19 protein-coding genes and 1 pseudogene are annotated in these 18,235 nt (G+C 61.1%); 9 read left to right on the forward strand and 11 right to left on the reverse strand.

Features of this window, described 5'->3' with window-relative positions; genetic code table 11:
- The first annotated feature begins 154 nt into the window (after positions 1-154).
- The 4 genes from ATY29_RS00435 (at position 155) to ATY29_RS00450 (ending at position 1,711) form a co-directional block, all read left to right on the forward strand.
- The gene (locus ATY29_RS00435) at positions 155-445 is read left to right on the forward strand and encodes a hypothetical protein (protein ID WP_025418709.1); all 291 of its coding nucleotides are present in this window, start codon (positions 155-157) and stop codon (positions 443-445) included.
- 130 nt (positions 446-575) lie between these two features.
- The gene (locus ATY29_RS00440) at positions 576-929 is read left to right on the forward strand and encodes a hypothetical protein (protein ID WP_025418710.1); all 354 of its coding nucleotides are present in this window, start codon (positions 576-578) and stop codon (positions 927-929) included.
- 31 nt (positions 930-960) lie between these two features.
- Positions 961-1,287 (forward strand): DUF2934 domain-containing protein, encoded by a 327-nt coding sequence (locus tag ATY29_RS00445; RefSeq protein ID WP_097534540.1) that lies wholly within the window; start codon positions 961-963, stop codon positions 1,285-1,287.
- A 4-nt stretch (positions 1,288-1,291) separates the two neighbouring features.
- Positions 1,292-1,711, forward strand: a complete 420-nt coding sequence (locus ATY29_RS00450; protein WP_097534542.1) for an HD domain-containing protein — start codon at positions 1,292-1,294, stop codon at positions 1,709-1,711.
- Positions 1,712-1,809: 98 nt separating this feature from the next.
- Here ATY29_RS00450 and ATY29_RS00455 read toward each other — a convergent pair whose 3' ends face one another.
- Both ATY29_RS00455 and ATY29_RS00460 read right to left on the reverse strand, forming a co-directional pair.
- Positions 1,810-2,079, reverse strand: a complete 270-nt coding sequence (locus ATY29_RS00455; protein WP_025418713.1) for a hypothetical protein — start codon at positions 2,077-2,079, stop codon at positions 1,810-1,812.
- A 45-nt stretch (positions 2,080-2,124) separates the two neighbouring features.
- A pseudogene (locus ATY29_RS00460) lies at positions 2,125-2,384 on the reverse strand (hypothetical protein).
- A gap of 269 nt (positions 2,385-2,653) precedes the next feature.
- Here ATY29_RS00460 and ATY29_RS00465 point away from each other — a divergent pair.
- Entirely contained in the window at positions 2,654-3,160 is a 507-nt protein-coding gene (locus ATY29_RS00465; RefSeq protein ID WP_097534544.1) for an HIT family protein, read from the forward strand.
- A 59-nt stretch (positions 3,161-3,219) separates the two neighbouring features.
- Here the strand turns inward: ATY29_RS00465 and ATY29_RS00470 are convergent, their stop codons facing one another.
- The 7 genes from ATY29_RS00470 to ATY29_RS00500 all read right to left on the reverse strand — a co-directional run bounded on the left by ATY29_RS00470 (position 3,220) and on the right by ATY29_RS00500 (position 11,295).
- A complete protein-coding gene (locus tag ATY29_RS00470; RefSeq protein ID WP_097534546.1) occupies positions 3,220-5,070 on the reverse strand; it encodes a DUF2264 domain-containing protein in 1,851 nt (616 codons plus the stop codon).
- Positions 5,071-5,139: 69 nt separating this feature from the next.
- On the reverse strand, positions 5,140-6,414 hold the full coding sequence (locus tag ATY29_RS00475) for an ABC transporter substrate-binding protein (protein WP_097534548.1): 1,275 nt from the start codon (positions 6,412-6,414) through the stop codon (positions 5,140-5,142).
- Between the two features lie 35 nt (positions 6,415-6,449).
- Complete coding sequence (locus tag ATY29_RS00480) at positions 6,450-7,163, reverse strand: DUF624 domain-containing protein (RefSeq protein WP_097534550.1); 714 nt, start codon at positions 7,161-7,163, stop codon at positions 6,450-6,452.
- 17 nt (positions 7,164-7,180) lie between these two features.
- On the reverse strand, positions 7,181-8,290 hold the full coding sequence (locus ATY29_RS00485) for an ABC transporter ATP-binding protein (RefSeq protein WP_097534553.1): 1,110 nt from the start codon (positions 8,288-8,290) through the stop codon (positions 7,181-7,183).
- Positions 8,291-8,305: 15 nt separating this feature from the next.
- Positions 8,306-9,478 (reverse strand): glycoside hydrolase family 88 protein, encoded by a 1,173-nt coding sequence (locus ATY29_RS00490; protein ID WP_097534555.1) that lies wholly within the window; start codon positions 9,476-9,478, stop codon positions 8,306-8,308.
- A 3-nt stretch (positions 9,479-9,481) separates the two neighbouring features.
- Positions 9,482-10,318 (reverse strand): carbohydrate ABC transporter permease, encoded by an 837-nt coding sequence (locus ATY29_RS00495; RefSeq protein WP_097534557.1) that lies wholly within the window; start codon positions 10,316-10,318, stop codon positions 9,482-9,484.
- Positions 10,315-11,295, reverse strand: coding sequence for a carbohydrate ABC transporter permease (locus tag ATY29_RS00500; protein ID WP_244597319.1), 981 nt, complete (start codon positions 11,293-11,295; stop codon positions 10,315-10,317). The genes ATY29_RS00495 and ATY29_RS00500 overlap by 4 nt, the downstream gene beginning before the upstream one ends.
- Before the next feature lie 224 nt (positions 11,296-11,519).
- Here ATY29_RS00500 and ATY29_RS00505 point away from each other — a divergent pair, with 224 nt between their 5' ends.
- Both ATY29_RS00505 and ATY29_RS00510 read left to right on the forward strand, forming a co-directional pair.
- On the forward strand, positions 11,520-13,310 hold the full coding sequence (locus tag ATY29_RS00505) for a heparinase II/III domain-containing protein (protein WP_003572813.1): 1,791 nt from the start codon (positions 11,520-11,522) through the stop codon (positions 13,308-13,310).
- Between the two features lie 11 nt (positions 13,311-13,321).
- Positions 13,322-14,170, forward strand: a complete 849-nt coding sequence (locus tag ATY29_RS00510; RefSeq protein ID WP_097534559.1) for a discoidin/SUN/FTP domain-containing protein — start codon at positions 13,322-13,324, stop codon at positions 14,168-14,170.
- On the opposite strand, the gene ATY29_RS00515 is transcribed toward ATY29_RS00510, so the two are convergent.
- Entirely contained in the window at positions 14,165-15,175 is a 1,011-nt protein-coding gene (locus ATY29_RS00515; protein WP_097534561.1) for a GlxA family transcriptional regulator, read from the reverse strand. The two genes, ATY29_RS00510 and ATY29_RS00515, sit on opposite strands and share 6 nt — an antisense overlap.
- Entirely contained in the window at positions 15,172-15,750 is a 579-nt protein-coding gene (locus ATY29_RS00520) for an isochorismatase family protein (protein ID WP_172644321.1), read from the reverse strand. The genes ATY29_RS00515 and ATY29_RS00520 overlap by 4 nt, the downstream gene beginning before the upstream one ends.
- 182 nt (positions 15,751-15,932) lie before the next feature.
- Here ATY29_RS00520 and ATY29_RS00525 point away from each other — a divergent pair, with 182 nt between their 5' ends.
- Positions 15,933-16,601, forward strand: coding sequence for a response regulator (locus ATY29_RS00525; protein WP_097534563.1), 669 nt, complete (start codon positions 15,933-15,935; stop codon positions 16,599-16,601).
- A complete protein-coding gene (locus ATY29_RS00530) occupies positions 16,591-17,991 on the forward strand; it encodes a sensor histidine kinase (RefSeq protein ID WP_097534565.1) in 1,401 nt (466 codons plus the stop codon). The genes ATY29_RS00525 and ATY29_RS00530 overlap by 11 nt, the downstream gene beginning before the upstream one ends.
- The last annotated feature ends 244 nt before the right edge of the window (positions 17,992-18,235 follow it).

Consider the following 18,235-nt stretch of genomic DNA (forward strand, 5'->3'; position numbering starts at 1 on the left):
TTGAGGGAACAGAAGATCGGCTCCCGCGTTCGAAACAAGACGACGCTTAACGAAAGGCGAATTCAAGCTGCATTCCCAGCTCTGGCCCGACGTCTTTTGGCCCCACGTGTTTTGGCCCCACGTGTTTTGGCCCACGTGTTTTGGAGTGAGTGATATGGAAGAGATGACCCATATGATCAAAGACCTCAGCATCGAGGAGCGCGAGGAAATCTTTGTCGACATCGCCCGTACGCTGGAGGACACGGCGCGGGAAGCCCTTTTCGAGGGCAATATGCAGTTTGCAGAAATTTCCAACAACATGGCCGAAGCGATCCGTGTCAACGCCGACGAACTCGCCCGTGACGATCCTGAAAATGCCGAGCGCGTGCTGCTGCAGGCAGCGGCAATGATCTCGCAGTTCGAGGCCGTGCACCCCTATCGCATGGTGAGCATGGCCGTTCATTGATGGCCGGGATGGCTCCGGCTCGACCCTCACCCACTCCTCCGCTCAAATCATTGCCACAAGCGGGAACTCTCGCTACCCGCGAGGGTTATTGGATTGCAACATCCTTTGCATCAATGGAAGGAGGACCGCTATGACATCCAGATCCGTTGAACCTCCGGAAAGCGGTACCGACGACGCGCGCTCCGCCGACACGCAGCAGGCCGAGAAGGATCGTCGCAGGACATTGGAAAATGCCCGTAACAACGTAAGCGCGGTCATCGGCGGCGACAGCGACACCGAAACTCCGAGCCTGAAGCTTGCGAAGGAATATCTCAGGCTCGGTGGGCGCCGCCGGTCCAAAATAGACGACAACATCACCACTGTCCGCCAATGGGAAGAGGATCCGCCTGAGGCCGAACGGTTCTGGAAGGAACGGGTGGAGACGCTTTCAAAGGATCAGCGTAAATGGGTGGAAGATTTTCTTCCAACCATCAACTCTCCCTGAATGGCTCATTTAAATGTGCTTGGAGGAGATCATGGCCATAGACAAGCACGAACAGATACGCCGCCGTGCCTACGAGATCTGGGAGGCTGAGGGCCGCCCGGATGGTGCGGATCAGCGCCATTGGCTGCAGGCCTGCGACGAACTGGCCGGCGAGGACGAGCATGAGACGCTGCAGGACCTGCTCGATGAAGACGATCGGGATGATGCGGCATTGCTTCAAGGCGCCGGGGAGAGCGGCGATCTCGATCCGAGGCCACCAAAGCTTGGCCGGGTCGTCATGGCTTCCGTGCCCGATATCGAGATGACGACGGGCGAAAAACCGTCCCAGCGCAAGATCAGGAAGACCGAGGGGCCGTAATCCGATGCAGCATCTCGACCACGCCATCCAAATCGCTCTCGAGGCGCATGAAGGGCAGGCCGACAAGACCGGCCGGCCGTTCTTCGAGCACTGTCAGCGGGTAGCACTTCTCGTTTCCGGCGACGAGACACGAACGGTCGCCTATCTTCATGACGTCGCCGAGAAGGGAAACGGCTGGACTCTCGACAGGCTGAGGGAGGAAGGCTTTCCGCTGGCGATCATTTCCGCGGTGGATGCTTTGACACGGTGGCCGGACGAGGCGGACGATGAATTCGTCCGACGTGCGGCTTCTAACCCGCTGGCGCTGCCGGTCAAACAGGCCGATCTCGAAGACAATCTCCGGCAGGCCGAACAAGCCGGCAAGAACACGGAAAGATACCAGCGTGGCCTGGATCTCCTGCGCGATTTGAGGAGCGGGCAATAACAGCGCTCGGCAGAGAGCGCACTGCCGCCGTCATCTCATGCGCCGAGAGCGGCTGCAAACCAGCCTCCACCGCCCGGCAGTCGTAGTCATGGTCTATTTCACGTTTTATTGGCAAACCAAACGGTCGGAGTGCCGAGCACGCCTCCCTTAAGCATGGCCGCCTTCAGATCTTCCAACTTGCTGAAGGTTTGAGCCGCCTCCAGGGTGGCAAATTCGTGCGTAACAGTAATGTCGTTCGGATTGTCGGTGGCACGGTAGACGGCTTCCGCCGTAACCCCATTGGCCTTTTGCACCTGATGAAACGCATCATATATCTTGCGCCACGTGGCGTAGTCGGAGACCTCGTGCCTCACGAATAGGGTCGTCATGTCATTCTCCCGCGTTGCATTGCCAAGTTTCGTTGGAGATGCGTGTTACGATTGAACCAGGAACCTGAGGGTCTCGGGCAAGACGCCGTCACTCGCCATGGCATCAGCCGCGGCCTTGGTCTGCATGAAGGCCATCAACTTATCCATGTCTGCCACGTCCATGACCAAACCAACGCGGTTAGACGTTTGAGGGTAAAGGTGCGAATATTCGTGACGCCAACGGGTTCCAATACCTGTTTGCGAACAGGTGAGGCGAGCCAGTGTTTCGTGTCTTTGACATCGTGACAGATCATAATGGTCGGCATTGAATCTTCCTCATATGTCCTCGAAATGAAGGCGGAGTATACCATCATGTTTGGCTGGATTTCAGTCGTCAATATTGCGTTAAGGGTGCTATTCCGATCTGTTGTTGGAGGAAATAAATATAATTATTAAGTAACCCGAAGCTATTATGGGTTTTTGGTTGCGCATTTCGCGAATGCCCTCTGGGGGCGAATTCACTTCTCGATTTCGGTTGACGCGCTGATTTATAATCGCATACGCGCGCTGTGCATGAAATGGCAGAGGTTCAGGAATGATTGAGCGCCAACCATTTGATCTCAAGGCCTATGTGCGCGACATTGGCACAAGGCCATGCTTTATCTGCGGCTTGGTCAAGAACGACCCCGCTTTCTTTCACCATCGCGTTTTTGAAGACGATGAGACACTCATTTTCCTGAGCAAATATCCCACTCTACCCGGCTATTGCCTCGTCTGCCCTCGGGAGCACCGTGAGGATCTGGCGCGAGACATGTCGACTGATGAATATCTGCGGCTACAGGAGAAGGTGCATATTTTGTCTCGCGCCCTCACAAGCGTGTTCGACGCTGAACGAATCTATGTGCTTGCGCTCGGCAGTCAGCTAGCCAATAGCCACCTACATTTTCATGTCGTTCCCTTGCCTCCAGGTGTGCCTCTTGAGGAGCAGCAATATCATGCACTGATGGCGGAACACGGGGTCTTGCAAATACCTGACGATCACATGGCCCAGTTGGCGCAGCGTATTGCTGAAGCATACCGTTCCGCGCTGACCACACGATAATCACCTCCCGACCCGGTTGCTGCGGTGGTCTGCGCCTCAATCACTCCTCCAGCGCCGAGCTACAGCTGGAGGGCAAATGCCGGCACCCGAACGCCTTTCTCACGAAAGCGCTGCTGCAGCTCCTCCAGGCCAGGACAGGCTGGTGGGTTATCGAGTGCCTCGGCCCAGTTCTCGCGGTTCGGCAGAGCCATCGCCGCGGTGACGAGCACCGTGTTCCCCGGGCCGATTTCGCCGCGCAGTTGCGGCAGCAGGGTCTTGGCGTGAATCAGGTTGGTGTTCGGGATTGGGCTCGTCGCATGGCCGGTTCTCGGATTGGGCGACAAGTCGATGATCGCGCTGACGTCGGTCTGGCCGTACCAGACGGCCCGGCCTTCGCCCTGTTCGGATCGGTCGGCGTTGAAATCGGCGCGCTCGATCGCAAAACCGCCCTCGATGGCACTCAGCGCGCGCGGCGTGGCGATGCGGTGGATGCGGATGTGCCAGGGGTTTGCGGGAAGCAGCCAGGTCTCGATGGTGACGTCGTTCCATGGGCGCCAGCGCGAATAGAGTTGGTCGCCTGATATCAGCGCCTCTTCGAGGCTTTCGCGCATGCGGAAGTGCACGCCGTCGTCGGAGAGGCCGAGCATGCCGTCGAGGCTTGCGGCGGCAAAATTCCGGTCGTCGGCCTCGATGTTGAAGGCGTAGCGGGTGGAATAGACGAATTTCGAATATTTCTCGTTGGCGCCGCGCATCTTGTCGTGCTGCTGGCCGGAGGAGAGCACGACGACGTTTCCCGGCGTGTGCATGGCGACCATGCCTGCCGGCTTCAGCGCCACCGGCTCCGGGAAATCCGGCTGCGGCGCTTCTGCGGCGGTCCAGAAGGGATGACCCTCCGGAAGCGCCAGCGGCAGGAAGAATTTCAGTGCCCAATAGGGCGAACCCGGAGAGTTGTAACTCTCGCTCATCAGCAGGTTGGGATAACCGTAGCCGGTCGAGAGAACGCCATCACGGTCGGCAATCGGCATCACCGACCACCAACGGAGATGCCGCATGTAATAACCCTTGATCTCAGCCCAGGGCAGCGCTTCGACGCCGGCAAAGGCAAGCGCGCCCCAGAAGCCGCCGGCCGCAAAGCGGTAGGTCTGGCTGCGGCCGAAGGCAAGGGCGGCGCCATCGGAGCCGAACCAATGGCGGATATCCCTAGCGAAGGTCCGGGCGCGCTCGCGGAAGCGGTCCTTGCGCGCCTCGTCGCCGCGCGCCAGCACGGTATGGATCAGGCCGTAGAAATGCATGGCGAAGGGAATGTAATGATCGACCCGCCGCACCGGCCCGTCCCGATACCAGCCTCCGCCGAGATCGAAGGCTTCCAATTCGTCGAGATAGGCGAGGTTTTTCCCGTGGTCGAACGCCACGCCGACGCGCTCCAGCCCGAGATCGATCAGGACGCGGAAGAATTTCCAGTTGTTGTCGATGAATTCGAGGTCTCGCGCCGTGACAAGATAGGCGGCCACCGTCTTCTTGTCGCTGTCGCTCAAAGGTTCCCAGATGTGCTCGGGCGCCAGCGTCAGTGCGAAGCCGACGGCGGCAAGCTCGACGAGCCGCTGGTTGCGGTCGGCGAGATCGCCCCAATATTCGGGATGAGCGGGATTGGTGCCATTTGCGAGCCCCCGCCGGTAGAGATCCCAATGCGGGAAATGGCCGCCGCCGGCGGCAAGCGGAACAATGCCCCACAGCGGTCGCGCAAATCCCTCCAGGTCCGCCGCCGCCCGATCGAAGATCGCGCCGGTGGCACCGAGCCGCACGCGGGCGCCGCCCTCGGAAAAATACGGCAGGAGCGGCTCGAAGAGGTCGATGACAGCCTTGGCGAGGTCGTCGCGTGTCTTCAGGGGATTGCCGAAAAGCGGGTTGGCCCTGGCGGGATCATAAATCATCGTGAGCTCAATACTTAAAAACAGTGTCGGCCGCGGGCCTGACCCGCGGCCGTCGATATCGCGTAAGCCTTACTTGATGGCCTTCACGCCTTCGGTCATTTCCTTCAATCCGTCGTCGATGGAGGTATTGTCGGTCATCATCGCGTCATGCACGCGATTGAGCACGACCTCGATCTTGGCGGCGTTCGGATTGACCGCCATTTCCAGATAGGCTTTCGACGGTATCAGCGCCTCCTTGCTGGCCGCGTCCTCAGGGAAGCCGGGTGTTGCCGCGATCTTGGCGCTGACATCGGCGGTCTTGAGCGCCGGGAAGGTGCCAGTCGATGCGATGACCGCAGCGCCCTCCGGACCGGTGACGAACTTGATGAAGTCGAGGGCTGCATCCTTGTGTTCGGAATTGGCGTTGACCGCGAGGCCCGAAATCTGTGCAGCCGTCGTGCCGGCTGCAACGCCGTCCGGATGCGGAAACTTCACGATGCCCCAGTTCTTGCTTTTCGATTCACCCGATTTGACCTTGGCGATCTGGGTGCCGACGAACCAGGTGCCCATCGGCAGCATGCCGATCGTGCCGTTGAAGAAGAGCGCCGAATAATGCGTGTTCGACGTCTTCAGGAAGGCATAGGAGGGAATGGCGCCGTCCTTCTGCAGGGTCAACGCCCGCTCGTACCAGGGTTTCAGGAAGGCGTAATCGCCATCGACGAGCGTGTGTTTTCCGTCAAGGATGCCGGGAAGCTGGACGGTGGAGCGCCAGGTATGCAGAAGCGCGCCATAGGTCTTGTTCGTGCCCATGCCGCCGGCCAGCTTCTCGGCGGTTGCGTCGAACTGCGCCCAAGTCATGTCATTCGTCGGATAGGGCACGCCGGCCTTATCGAAAATGTCCTTGTTGTAATAGACCACCCAGAAGTCGGAGCGGAACGGTATCGAATAGATCTTGCCGTCGATGGTCAGTTCTTCGATCAGGCCGCCATAGGGGACCGGATCGATCTTCTGATCTTTTACGAAGCCGCTGAGATCGGCGATATTGCCGGCGCGCACCAGGTTGGTGTAGCCCGGCACGTCCTTGACGGTGACGATGTCTATATCCTTGGAGCCGCCGGTCAGCTGCGTCGAGATCATCTGCTGATAGTCTTGCGAGCCGAGGTCCATCGGCTCGAACTTCACGTTCGGATGCTTGGCCTGATAGGCCTCGATCAGCGGCTTGTAATAGGCTGTTTTGTCCCAGTCCCACAAAGCCCATTTGAGCGTCACGGCGTCCTGGGCAAGCGCTGCCCCCGCCGTCATCGCCGCCAAGGTGAAACCTGCCATTGCAAGTTTCACCGTCCTCCCGAATTTATCCAAATACATACCTGTTCTCCTTCCCTGGATCATCTCTGAATCAGTTATTTTATGAAGCGTCGGTGCGGCTGCATTGCCTCCGGCAGGTCCAGAACCAACACCGCTGCCCGATGGACGCCGAATGCGACGGCGAACATTCCGAGTGAAAAAATGAAGGTTGCCGGCATGAACACCGAAACCGGATAGAAGAGAATATGCGCCAGCCACAGCCCGGCGTTGAAGCCAAGCGCTGCAAGGGCCGGGAACGGACGGGCCACCGAGGCGAGGGCGGCGAGGCGCAGCAGCCGCAAAGCCGGCAGATCGCGCATCGCCATCAGGACGACGAGATGGCAGGCGAGCACGGCGACGAAAGCGGTCCCGACAAGGGCGATCGCCAGTGGTGCGGCGAACATCAAATTCTCCCGCGCGCCGGCGGCATAGGTAAGGATCGCCTGGATGCAAATGGCGAGCGCACCCGCCAGCGCCAGGCCCCAGGCCGTGGCGCGCCAGAAGTGCCGCAGAAATGCGTCCATGAAATCGCGCAGGAGATAGGTGTTGCGATCTTCCACCAATGCCACCGAGACGCCGGCCATGGCGATGAACGCCGCCGGCAGCGTTACGACGGGCAGCGAGGCGAGGATGAACAGTATGTTGAGCTTGACCATCTCCCACCATTCGCGGGCGAGGATTTCGGCGAACAGTGCAAGGCCGGTCCTCTTCGGCGCATCCTTTGGAATGCCCGGCCCCTCCCTCGTCCACATATCCCGCAACCACTGCATGACGTCTCCCCAGGCGCTCAGTAGAGAATCGAGCGTTCCGTTTCCTTGTCGAACAGCTGCGCATTGCTCATGTCGGCGGTGAGCGTCGCCTCCTCGCCGATCGCAGGCCGGAAGCGTGGCGACACGCGGGCGATGAGATTGCGCCCACCGGCCACCATGTTCAGGTGCACTTCCGAGCCCATTGGTTCGGCAAGTTCCACCACCGCCTGGAGCGGCGCCAGGTTCTCGGGCGGGATGTCGGCCGGCGGCAGTTCGTGGAAATTCTCCGGGCGAATGCCGAGCACCAGCTCGCGGCCCTCGTAGGGCGCGATCCTGCTCTTGTCGAAATGATCGGGCAGCGGCAGCTCCCTTCCATCGAAGACGGCGACATAACCGTCGCCGCGGCGCTGAATGGTCGATGGCAGCATGTTCATCTGCGGTGCGCCGATGAAGCCGGCGACGAACATGTTGACGGGACGATCGTAGAGGTTCTGCGGCGTGTCGACCTGCTGGATGTGGCCGTCCTTCATGACGACGATGCGGTCGGCCATGGTCATGGCTTCCACCTGGTCGTGGGTGACGTAGATGAAGGTGGCGTTGAGGCGCTTGTGCAGCTTGGTGATTTCGGAGCGCATCGTGCCGCGCAGCTTGGCGTCGAGATTGGAAAGCGGTTCGTCGAGGAGGAAGACGGCCGGATTTCGCACCATGGCGCGGCCGAGTGCGACGCGCTGGCGCTGGCCGCCCGAAAGCGCCTTCGGCTTGCGGTTCAAGAGATGGGTGATGTCGAGAATCTTGGCGGCATCCTGCACCTGGGCATCGATGAAGTCGCGCGACACCTTTCTGAGTTGCAGGCCGAAGGCCATGTTCTTGTAGACGGTCATATGCGGGTAGAGCGCATAGTTCTGGAACACCATGGCGATATCCCGATCCTTGGAGGGGACGTCGTTCATGACGTCGCCGCCGATCTTGAGTTCGCCGCCGGAGATCTCCTCGAGGCCGGCGATCATCCTGAGCGTCGTCGATTTACCGCAGCCGGAGGGGCCGACCAGAATGATGAATTCCTTATCGGCGATCTCCAGATCGATATCGTGGACGACGGTGAGCGCGCCGTAGGATTTGTTCAGCTCTTTAAGCGAAATGCTGGCCATCGGGTTCTCCTGAGGTCACCAATAGGAAGACCAGCGACGCGAAAGGCGCGTCAAAGCTTCCATGTAATAATAGTCTCCCCAGGAGACGCATTCATCGACGCCCTCGCCGCGGCAGGTGTTGAAGGGCGATTTCTTCGAATAGGTGGCGTGCAGCACCAGGCCGTTGGAGATGGCCGGGTCCTTGACCGCGTAGTGGTCGGCCAGGCTCTTGATCATGCGGCGTGCCAGCGTGCGATAGCGCTCGGCTTGTTCGGATTCGACGAGTTCGGCCATTTCAAGCAGGCCGCAGGCGGTGATCGAGGCCGACGAGCTGTCGCGCGGCTCGCCGTCGCCGTCGGAAAAGACCAGATCCCAATAGGGCACCATGTCTGCCGGCAGCCGGTTGAGATAGAAGGCGAGCAGTCGATCGAAGGACTGGCGATATTCCTCGATCCGCTCGTAGCGGTAGGAGATCGCCATGCCTGAGATTGCCCAGGCCTGCCCGCGCGCCCAGGCGCTGTCGTCCCGGTAGCCCTGTTTGGTCGCGCCGCGCACCGGCGCTCCGGTGACCGGATCCATGTAGAAGGTGTGATAGGTGGAATCATCCGGCCGCACCGAGTTGGCGAGCGTGGTGCGGGCGTGCGTGAGCGCGATCTCGCGGTATTTCGGATCGCCGGTCTCGCGGCTTGCCCAGTAGAGCAGCGGCAGGTTCAAGAGGCAGTCGATGATATAGCGATATTCTTGCGCCTTGCCCTTGTGGCCCCAGGCCTGGATGAACTGGCCGATCGGCTGGAAGCGCTCGATCAGCTGGTCGGCCGCCAGGATCGCGGCTCGGCGGCCATCCTCGTCGCCGACGAGTTTCCAGGCGGCGATGCAGGAAGGCGAATAGAGAAAGCCCATATCGTGATGATCGGTCTCGATGCGATTGACGATCCGATGCAGGAACGATTGGACCTGGATCTGTGCGGCATCCCGAAAAGGCGCGTCGCCTGTGTGTTCGAATGCGAGCCAGAGCTCGCCTGGCCAGAAGCCCGCGGTCCACTGATCGTTCGCGACCGGAGGATAGAAATTCTTGACGCTCGAATGGTTCTGCGCGGCGTGGGTGAATTCTGGAAGGTTGCGTCTGATCTGCTCGACGGCGATATCGAGCGCGGCGTTCACTTCCTCGTCGGTAATCGGCTGCGGGGCGACGGATGAAACGGCGTTCATGGCTTAACCCTTCAATCCGGTCGAGGCGATGCCCTCGACGAAGAAGCGCTGGAGAACAAGGAAGACGATGAGGACCGGAATGAGCGCGACGACGGAAGCCGCCATGATCAGCCCGTACTCGGCCGAATATTGCGAAATGAACATGCGCAGACCGATCTGCACGGTCTTCAGTTCGGTCTTGGTCAGATAGATCATCGGCCCGAGAAAATCGTTCCACGTGGTGACGAAGGTGAAGATCGTCAGCGTCGAGAGCGCGGGCTTCGACAGCGGCAGCATGATGCGCGCCCAGATCTGGTACTCGTTCATGCCGTCGATGCGGGCCGCCTCGCAAAGCTCGGTCGGGATCGACATGTAGAACTGCCGCATCAGGAAGACGCCGAAGGCGGTGAAGGCTTGGAGGCAGATCAACGCCAGATGCGTGTTGTTGAGACCGAATTCGCGCATCAGCAGGAACTGCGGCACCATATAGACCTGCCAGGGCATGGCGATAGTGGCGATATAGCCGAGGAACAGCGTGTTTTTGTAGGGGAAGTTCAGCTTGGCGAAGGCGTAGGCAGCAAAGCTGGAGGTGAGTAGCTGCAGCAGCGTGACGATGATCGTCAGTTTCGACGTATTGTAGATGAAGAGGGCGAGCGGGATCTTCGTCCAGATATCCACGTAGTTCTGCCATTGCGGCTCAGACGGTATCCACTCGATCGGGAAGGCGAAGACGTCGCGGCTGAGCTTCAGGGATGCCGAAAGCGTCCAGGCGAAGGGCATCAGCATGATCAGCGTGACGGCGATGACGATGGCATAGATCGCGATCGTCCCAATGGTCACCTTGCGTCCGGCGATCCTCATGCCTCGTCCTCCCTCTGGCGGCGGAACTGGAAGACCGTGACCGCGAGCACGAGGAAGAACAGCACCAGTGAAATCATGCTGGAATAGCCGAGATCCCAGGAAATGAAGGCCTCGTTGTAGATGTGGTAGACGAGGACGAGCGTCGAGGTGCCGGGACCGCCCTGGGTGATCATGAAGATCTGGTCGAACACCTTGAAAGACTGGATCGTCAGCATGACGGTGACGAAGAAAGTCGTCGGCCCGAGCTGCGGGACGGTGACATGGATGAATTTCTGCCAGGAATTGGCGCCGTCGAGATCGGCGGCCTCATAGAGTTCCGCATTGATGCCCTGCAGGCCGGCCAGATAGATGACCATGTAATAGCCCATGTTCTTCCAGATGCCGAAGAGGATCACCGTCACCATCGCCCAGTGGCGATCGGCTGCCCATCCCGGCATGTTTTTGGGGTCGAGACCGAGCGTGTAGAGGACCATGTTCACCGGTCCCATCTCGGGATTGAAGATCATGTTCCAGACGACCGCGACGGCGACCAGCGAGGCGACATAGGGAAAGAACATCGCAGTGCGGAAGAAATTCCGCCCCATGATCTTCTGGTTGAGGAGAACGGCGAGGCCGAGCGCGCAGAGCAGCGTCGCGGGCACCGAGGCGACGGTATAGGTGACCGTGTTCCAGAAAGCGGCGATGAAGGCTTTGTCGTCGAAGAGCCGCCAGAAATTGTCGAGACCTGCGAATGTAATCGCATTCGAGCCGTCCCAATGCATGAAGGCAAGCGCGAAGGCAAAGAGGATCGGGCCGAGCGTGAAGACGGCGAAACCGAGAAAGTTCGGCGCGATGAAGGAATAGGCGACGAGCGCATTACGCAACTTGCGCTGGCGCTTGGAAACGACGGCGACCTTCCGGCGGGAAATTGCCGGAGCGCCATCCCTGGCGATGACCGAATTCGATATGGACACCGATGCTTCCTCCTGGACGGGCATTTCTGCGGCTGGCGGCTTTCGGGATTCTCTCACTTAAATCCAGGGCCGTTTGGGCGGATGGGCGCCGCCTGTTCTTCCTCCTGGCAACGACATAGCACATCTCCGTTATTGGTCAAACAAGTTCTGAATAGATCATACAAATTTCATGGCAGGCGCCAAAAACATATGATAGGTGAGCATCAGACCGATGCGCCGGAGAGGCATTTTGCAATGCGGGGAGGGACATGTTCAGCGAGATTTCAGGGGAGCTGCCGGACGTCCTCAGCGATTTCATGCCGGGATCTGCCTACTCCGATCGCGAGAGATGGAATGCGGTGCCGCATGCGGTGCGGGATGTGGTCGTGCGCGATGCCGAAGCCACAATAGCGGGTGCTTGGCCCCTCATCACGGCCTCCGATTACCGGGACTACACGGAGACCGGCAACCGCTCGCGGTTCGAGGCGCTATATTTCACGCGCCGGCGGATGCTTAACGATCTGGTGCTAGGAGAACTGGTTGAAGCCGGTGGGCGATTCCTGCCTGGAATTGTCGACGGCATCGTCCTGATCGCCGAGGAGAGCGGCTGGCAGCTTCCTGCGCATAATGCCTATGGGCGCGGCGGCCCGCGCCTGCCGCTTCCCGACACATCGCAGCCGGTTGTCGATCTCTTCGCCGCGGAAACAGCGGCCCTTCTGGCGACGATCGTCGCCCTGCTCGGCGACGAGCTCGACGGCATCAGCCCGGAGATTACGGCGCGTGTAAAACGCGAGATCGAGGCCCGCATCCTGACGCCCTATCTCGGCCGGCATTTCTGGTGGATGGGCAGCGGTGACGAGCGGATGAACAACTGGACGGCCTGGATCAGTCAGAACGTCTTGCTGACCGCCTTCTCGCTGAAGACCGACCAATCGACGCGCCGCGCCGTCGTCGAAAAGGCGCTCGACAGCCTCGATGCCTTCCTGAAGGATTATGCCGAGGACGGCGCCTGTGAGGAGGGCGTGCTCTATTACCGCCACGCCGCACTCTGCCTTCACGGCGCGCTGACCGTTCTCAATAGCGCAGCACCCGGGCTGTTCGACAAGATCTGGCTGCAGCCGAAGGTCCGCAACATGGCCGAATATATCGCCAACATGCATGTGGCTGGCTGTTATTATTTCAACTTTGCGGATTCCTCCGCCGTGGTCGAGCCCTGCAGCGCCCGGGAATATCTGTTCGGAAAGGCGGTCGGTTCTGAGATGCTGGCGGATTTCGCCGCAGCCGACAGGGCAACGGCCGACAACCCGCATCTGCCCGGAGAATGGAACCTCTGGTACCGCGTGCAGGAATTGCTGGTGGGAACGCTGACGGCAGCCGAACCGCATCCGGCCCCCCTGCGCGATATCTTCTATCCCGGTATCGGCCTGTTCCTCGCCCGTGACGGCCAGTTTTCCCTCGCGGTCAAGGGTGGCAACAATGGCGAGGGCCACAATCACAACGATGTCGGCAGCGTGACGCTTTATAAGAACGGCCGTCCGCTGCTGATCGATGTCGGCGTCGAGACCTATACCGCCAAGACCTTCTCGCCACGGCGTTACGAAATATGGACGATGCAGTCGGCCTATCACAACCTGCCGACATTTTCAGGCGTGATGCAGTCGGCCGGCGAAGCCTTCGGCGCGCGCGACGTCGAGGTCGAATTCGGCGCGGAGAGTGCGCGCATATCGCTCGACATATCAGGCGCCTATCCCCCGGAAGCGGAGGTGCACCGCTATCGGCGTACCGTTACCCTGCTGCGCGGCCGCCACGTCGAGATTGTCGACGCTCATGACGGAGATAAGCCGGCGGTTTTGTCGCTGATGACCTGCGTCGCGCCGACCGTCACCTCGGAGAAAATCGATCTTGCCGATCTCGGCAGCATTGTCATCGACGGCGCCGGCCCGATCGAGATCGATGAGATCGAGGTCGATGACACCAGGCTGAGATCGGCCTGGCCCGAAAAACTCTTTCGTCTGCGCGTGCCGCTTGTCGGCAAGCGCCTGACGTTGCGGATCGTCTGAGGAGAGCGAGCATGGAATTGACGCTGAAGATCGTGGATGCCGATGGGTTCTTGCTGGCGAATTCGACAGGGCAGGACGAGACGTTTCTGGTCTATCGACAGAGCTATAGCGAGGGCGACTGCGTCATCGTCGAGGCTTCCGAGGCGGGGCACGTCTTCCTCGCGCTGGACAACGCGGTCCATCCCGCCCTGGTCTACATGAGGGAAGGCGCCTATTCGCTTGCCGTGCCCTTCGGCGACAAGCGAAAGTCCTATTCCCCGTACGCCTTCAAGGGCGATATCCACCGGCTTTCAGCAAGAGGTGCTCGGCCCGGGGAGATCGCTCAAAGGCGCAATCTCGCTCTGAACCCTTGGGACGATCATGCCAACTGCACGCTCTTTCCGCATGCGCGGGCCAATGTGGAAACCCGCGGCGAGGCGGCTTTCGCGGCGCGCAACGCCATCGACGGTGAAAAGGCCAACGACAATCACGGTTTCTGGCCCTATACGAGCTGGGGCATCAACCGCGATCCTCAAGCCGCGCTGACGGTGGAATTCGGCCGACCGGTCCGGATCGATGAGATCGTCTTTTATCTCCGGGCGGATTTCCCGCATGATTCCTGGTGGGAAAAGGCAAGCGTCACCTTCTCGGATGGCAGGAGCTTTCCATTCCCGCTGGTGAAATCGGGTGCTGCGCAGAGCTTTGCGATAGAGCCCTGCATCATCCAATGGGTGCAACTGCACGGCCTTGTAAAGGCCGGGGATGCCTCGCCCTTTCCGGCGTTGACGCAGCTCGAAATCTGGGGGACGGAAGTGCCTGGCGCCGTGGCCGTCGCTGTCGAAGACGAGGTCGGGCGCACCGCCTTTCCTCCTATTCTATGAGCCCAGGGCCAGTTTGGGCCGTGCCGCGCTCGGTGGGCTGTCATGCAGTCGGTTCCAGGCGCGGCGCAACTGCCGGGCCGAGCCGAAGCCGGCGCGCATTGCCACCGCCTCCATATCCAGCCTCGAGCCGGCGAGCATTTCGCGGGCGAGCGCCACGCGCATGCGGTTGACGAAGTCCGTTGCGCTCATGCCGGTATGTTCGTTGAACAGCCGCGAGAGATTTCGCGGGCTGGCGCCGCTGAGGCGCGCGAGCGAGGCGACCGACCAGTCGCGGGAGGGATCGGCGGCGACTGCATCCTGGGCGCGATGAATGGCCGGGTGGATATGGTTGCGGCCTTCCAGCCAGGGCGAAAGCTGCGGATCCGAGCCGCCGCGCCTGAGATAGACGACGAGATATCGCGCCACCGCAAGCGCGCAGGCATGTCCGGCCGCTTCGGCGACGATATGGAGCATGAGGTCGATGCCGGCAGTGATACCGGCGCTCGTCAGGCGCTCTCCATCCTCGACATAAAGCCGGTTGTCCCGGATGCGCGCGGTGGGCGCAAGCCGCGCCAGATCCTCCATGCAACCGTGATGGGTGGTGCATTCGCGGCCGTCGAGCATGCCGGCCTCGGCGGCGAGCAAGGCGCCCGAGCAGATCGATGCCAGCCGAACCCCTGGACGAATAGCCCGCTTTAGCCAAGCCACGATCGCAGCCTGGTCGGCGCGCTCCTCTTCGTCCCACGGACGGTTATTCTCCATCGGCGCGTCGGCGCTGCCGGCGATGACGACAAGCGCCTGATCGGGCAATCGCTCGGGCAAGGCGGCGACACCAGTCACGGCAAGGCCGATCGAACTGCCGACTGTTGCCGATGGACCGATATAGGTAACGCTGAAGCGCACCGCGCGCTGTTCGAGGTTCGCCTTGCGCAGCACTTCGATCGGGCCGGCAACGTCGAGCAGCAGCACGCGCGGCGGCACGACGACGTAGACGCGAATATCGAAGGGCTGCGCTGCGTCCATCATGCTGCGAGTTGCTCTCCGCGGCCCGCCAGCGCCTGTTCGACGGTCGTGATCCGGGCGAAGCGGCCAGACAGGACCAGTTCCGTGCGGCCCCGGATTTCTCCGGCGCTCCAGGTGCGCCCCGCCGCGTCGGTCATCGGGAAGGTCAGGGTTGCTTCACCGACATAGTCGACCTGATAGCCGAGATCCGAGGCGTGGCGGGTCGTGGTCTCGCAGCACTGTTCGGTGCGGATGCCGGAGACGAGGATGCGGCGAACCCCATTCTCGGTCAGCCATACGTCGAGCCCGGAACCGACGAGCGCGCTGTGGCGGCTCTTCCTGAAGATTGCTTCGGGAGCGATCCTGAGCGGGGCGAGCGTCCTGACGAAGCCGGAGGCCTCCGCAAACGGGCCGCTTCCATCGACATGAAAGATCTGGATGACGGGCATCCCGCTGGCCTCGGCGCCGTCGATCAGTGCCTGCTGGCGGCCGATATAGGCGGAGGCGAGGCCCTCATCCCAATAATCGCGCTGCCGAAAGGATTCCTGGGCGTCTATGACGAGGAGAATGGTTTCATGGCCGGACATTTTCTGCTCCATGGCGGTTGATCATGAAGCCATATTCGACGACATGAAGACAGAGGAAAATGCACGCGCCGGACAAATAACGGACAATTCGCGCCAATAGGGCGCCGAGGACGGCCTCGTGCCGGCAGCGCAGACGAGAGACAACGCCATAGGCATGCTTCCGCCAAACCCTCTGCACGTGCTAAGGGGGACGGATGAGACTGCTTGTGGTGGAGGACAACAAGGATCTGGCAGGCTGGCTGGGCAAAGCCCAGCGACAGGCGCAATACGCTATCGACATTGCCTATGACGGCGAGGACGCCGAGCATCTGCTCAAGGTGGCGGAATATTCGGCGATGATCCTCGACCTCTCGCTGCCCAAGCTTGACGGGTTGACGCTTTTGAAGCGGCTGAGGCAGTCCGGCAGCAAGCTGCCGGTGATCATCCTGACCGCCAATGCGAGCCTGGATGGCCGCGTGGCGGGGCTCGACAGCGGCGCCGACGACTATCTCGCCAAGCCCTTCGAAATCGCCGAACTCGAGGCGAGAATCCGCGCGGTGGTGCGGCGCGGCCAGGATCGGGCATCCTCCGAGATCACCGTTGGCAACCTGCGTTTCTCCGGTGGCACGCGGCAGTTTTTCGTCGCAGGCGAACCGCTGCAGCTGACGCCGCGGGAATATGCCGTTCTCGAACAGCTAATGATGAAGCTTGGCAACACGGTTTCCAAAGCCGCCCTGTCCGAAAGCGTCTTCGGTTTCGACGACGAGGCCGATCCGAGCGCCATCGAAATCTACGTCCACAGGCTCCGCAAGAAGCTCGAGAGCAGTTCGGTTCAGATCGCGACGCTGCGCGGGCTTGGTTATCTCCTCAGACATGTCGAATAGCGTCGTGACAAAGGCTAGCGGAACGATCGCGCGGCTCAGCCAGAGCCTGAGGGTGCAACTGCTCTGCTGGGTGCTGCTGACGCTCTTCGGGGCGATCGCCTTCAATCTTTACGACAGCTTCTGGTCGGCCGACGCGACGGCAAAGCTGGTGACGGATCGAACGCTTCTGGCCTCCGCCCGCGTCATCGCCGAGGCTGTCCGCGTCGACGAGGGCGGCAATGTTCAGCTCGACGTGCCGCCGGCTGCGCTCGAGATGTTCGATACGGGCTTTGGCGACCGTGTATCCTACCAGGTCATCACTGCCTGGGGCAGCCTGGTGAGCGGCTTTCCCGACCTGCCGCGGCCGACCGTCCAGCGGGCAGGCGAAGATCGCGCCTTCCATGGCGCCGACGTGCGCGTCATCATGCTCGATCATCCTGTCGTCGGCCTTCCCGATGACGGCACGATTTCGGTGACCGTCGCTGTAACCCATAACAGCCAGTATGCGATGCGACGGCAACTGTGGCTTTCGGATTTCTCGAAGCAGTTCGTACTCGTCTTCCTCGCAAGCCTGGTGACGATCCTCGGGCTTCAGCGCGGCCTCGCGCCAGCACTGAGGCTGCGGGACGCCGTGCGCCGGCGCGGGCGCAATCGTCTTGATCCGCTACCACCCGAGATGGTGCAGAGCGAACTGCGTCCGCTCGTCCATGCCCTGAACGACTATATGGAGCGCGTCCAGAACCAGATGGCCGCACAGCGGCGGTTTGTGTCGAATGCTGCCCATCAACTCAGAACCCCGCTCGCGCTGATTTCGACACAGGCGAGCGTGGCGGCCCGTGAAGGCGATGCCGCCCGCCGCGACGAGGCGCTTGTCGCCCTTCGCACCAGCACGCGGCAGATTTCGCGTCTCGCCAGCCAGTTGCTGACCTTGTCGCGGGCCGAACCAGGCAGCCGGCGCCCGCGTAGCGATGCGACCGATCTCAGCAAGGCGGCCCGTGAGATACTGGAGGCCTATGCCGAAGAGGCGCTCAAGCGCAACATCGACGTTGGTTTGGAAGCGGATCGGTCGATTGTCGTCGAGGGCGACGGGACGATGCTGCGCGAAATGCTGGTCAACCTCATCGACAATGCGATCCGCTATAGCAAAGCCAATGGACGGGTGACCGTCGCCGTCGCGCAGGAGAACGGCCACGCCGTCGTCACCGTCGAGGATAATGGGCCGGGTATTCCCGAAGGGGAGCGCGAACAGGTTTTCGAACGGTTCTACCGGATCATGGGAACCGAAAGCGAAGGGAGCGGTCTCGGGCTTGCGATTGTCCGCGAGGTCGTCGAAGGGGCCGGAGGTTTGGTTTCGCTGAGCGATGCCGAGGGTGGCGGTCTCGTCGTGACCGTGCGGCTTCCGCTTGCTTGAACGGTCATGCTTGGGCTTATTCATTCTGTCCGCCGGTTCGCGGGGATGGCTTGCCCTCACCCCTAGCCCTTGCCGGGGTCGAGCCACTGGTCTCGACCCGTCTTGCGGACCCCCGTAAATGGGGCGAGAGGAGGGGAACGGAGACGGTGCGGCATGGTCCCTTCGCCCCGCAGGCAAGAAGGTGGCGGCAGCCGAATGAGGGCAAGCGCCGGATGACACGGTCAATAAAAAGAAGGCCGGGCGT

This window comes from Rhizobium hidalgonense, from assembly GCF_002914525.1.
Taxonomy (GTDB): Bacteria; Pseudomonadota; Alphaproteobacteria; order Rhizobiales; family Rhizobiaceae; genus Rhizobium; species Rhizobium hidalgonense.

Excerpts from the sequence above, each read along its gene's own strand:
- ATY29_RS00435 (WP_025418709.1), top strand. The coding sequence starts at position 155 with ATGGAAGAGATGACCCATATGATCAAAGACCTCAGCATCGAGGAGCGC.
- ATY29_RS00440 (WP_025418710.1), top strand. The coding sequence starts at position 576 with ATGACATCCAGATCCGTTGAACCTCCGGAAAGCGGTACCGACGACGCG.
- ATY29_RS00445 (WP_097534540.1), top strand. The coding sequence starts at position 961 with ATGGCCATAGACAAGCACGAACAGATACGCCGCCGTGCCTACGAGATC.
- ATY29_RS00450 (WP_097534542.1), top strand. The coding sequence starts at position 1,292 with ATGCAGCATCTCGACCACGCCATCCAAATCGCTCTCGAGGCGCATGAA.
- ATY29_RS00455 (WP_025418713.1), bottom strand. The coding sequence starts at position 2,079 with ATGACGACCCTATTCGTGAGGCACGAGGTCTCCGACTACGCCACGTGG.
- ATY29_RS00465 (WP_097534544.1), top strand. The coding sequence starts at position 2,654 with ATGATTGAGCGCCAACCATTTGATCTCAAGGCCTATGTGCGCGACATT.
- ATY29_RS00470 (WP_097534546.1), bottom strand. The coding sequence starts at position 5,070 with ATGATTTATGATCCCGCCAGGGCCAACCCGCTTTTCGGCAATCCCCTG.
- ATY29_RS00475 (WP_097534548.1), bottom strand. The coding sequence starts at position 6,414 with ATGTATTTGGATAAATTCGGGAGGACGGTGAAACTTGCAATGGCAGGT.
- ATY29_RS00480 (WP_097534550.1), bottom strand. The coding sequence starts at position 7,163 with ATGCAGTGGTTGCGGGATATGTGGACGAGGGAGGGGCCGGGCATTCCA.
- ATY29_RS00485 (WP_097534553.1), bottom strand. The coding sequence starts at position 8,290 with ATGGCCAGCATTTCGCTTAAAGAGCTGAACAAATCCTACGGCGCGCTC.
- ATY29_RS00490 (WP_097534555.1), bottom strand. The coding sequence starts at position 9,478 with ATGAACGCCGTTTCATCCGTCGCCCCGCAGCCGATTACCGACGAGGAA.
- ATY29_RS00495 (WP_097534557.1), bottom strand. The coding sequence starts at position 10,318 with ATGAGGATCGCCGGACGCAAGGTGACCATTGGGACGATCGCGATCTAT.
- ATY29_RS00500 (WP_244597319.1), bottom strand. The coding sequence starts at position 11,295 with ATGCCCGTCCAGGAGGAAGCATCGGTGTCCATATCGAATTCGGTCATC.
- ATY29_RS00505 (WP_003572813.1), top strand. The coding sequence starts at position 11,520 with ATGTTCAGCGAGATTTCAGGGGAGCTGCCGGACGTCCTCAGCGATTTC.
- ATY29_RS00510 (WP_097534559.1), top strand. The coding sequence starts at position 13,322 with ATGGAATTGACGCTGAAGATCGTGGATGCCGATGGGTTCTTGCTGGCG.
- ATY29_RS00515 (WP_097534561.1), bottom strand. The coding sequence starts at position 15,175 with ATGATGGACGCAGCGCAGCCCTTCGATATTCGCGTCTACGTCGTCGTG.
- ATY29_RS00520 (WP_172644321.1), bottom strand. The coding sequence starts at position 15,750 with ATGGAGCAGAAAATGTCCGGCCATGAAACCATTCTCCTCGTCATAGAC.
- ATY29_RS00525 (WP_097534563.1), top strand. The coding sequence starts at position 15,933 with ATGAGACTGCTTGTGGTGGAGGACAACAAGGATCTGGCAGGCTGGCTG.
- ATY29_RS00530 (WP_097534565.1), top strand. The coding sequence starts at position 16,591 with ATGTCGAATAGCGTCGTGACAAAGGCTAGCGGAACGATCGCGCGGCTC.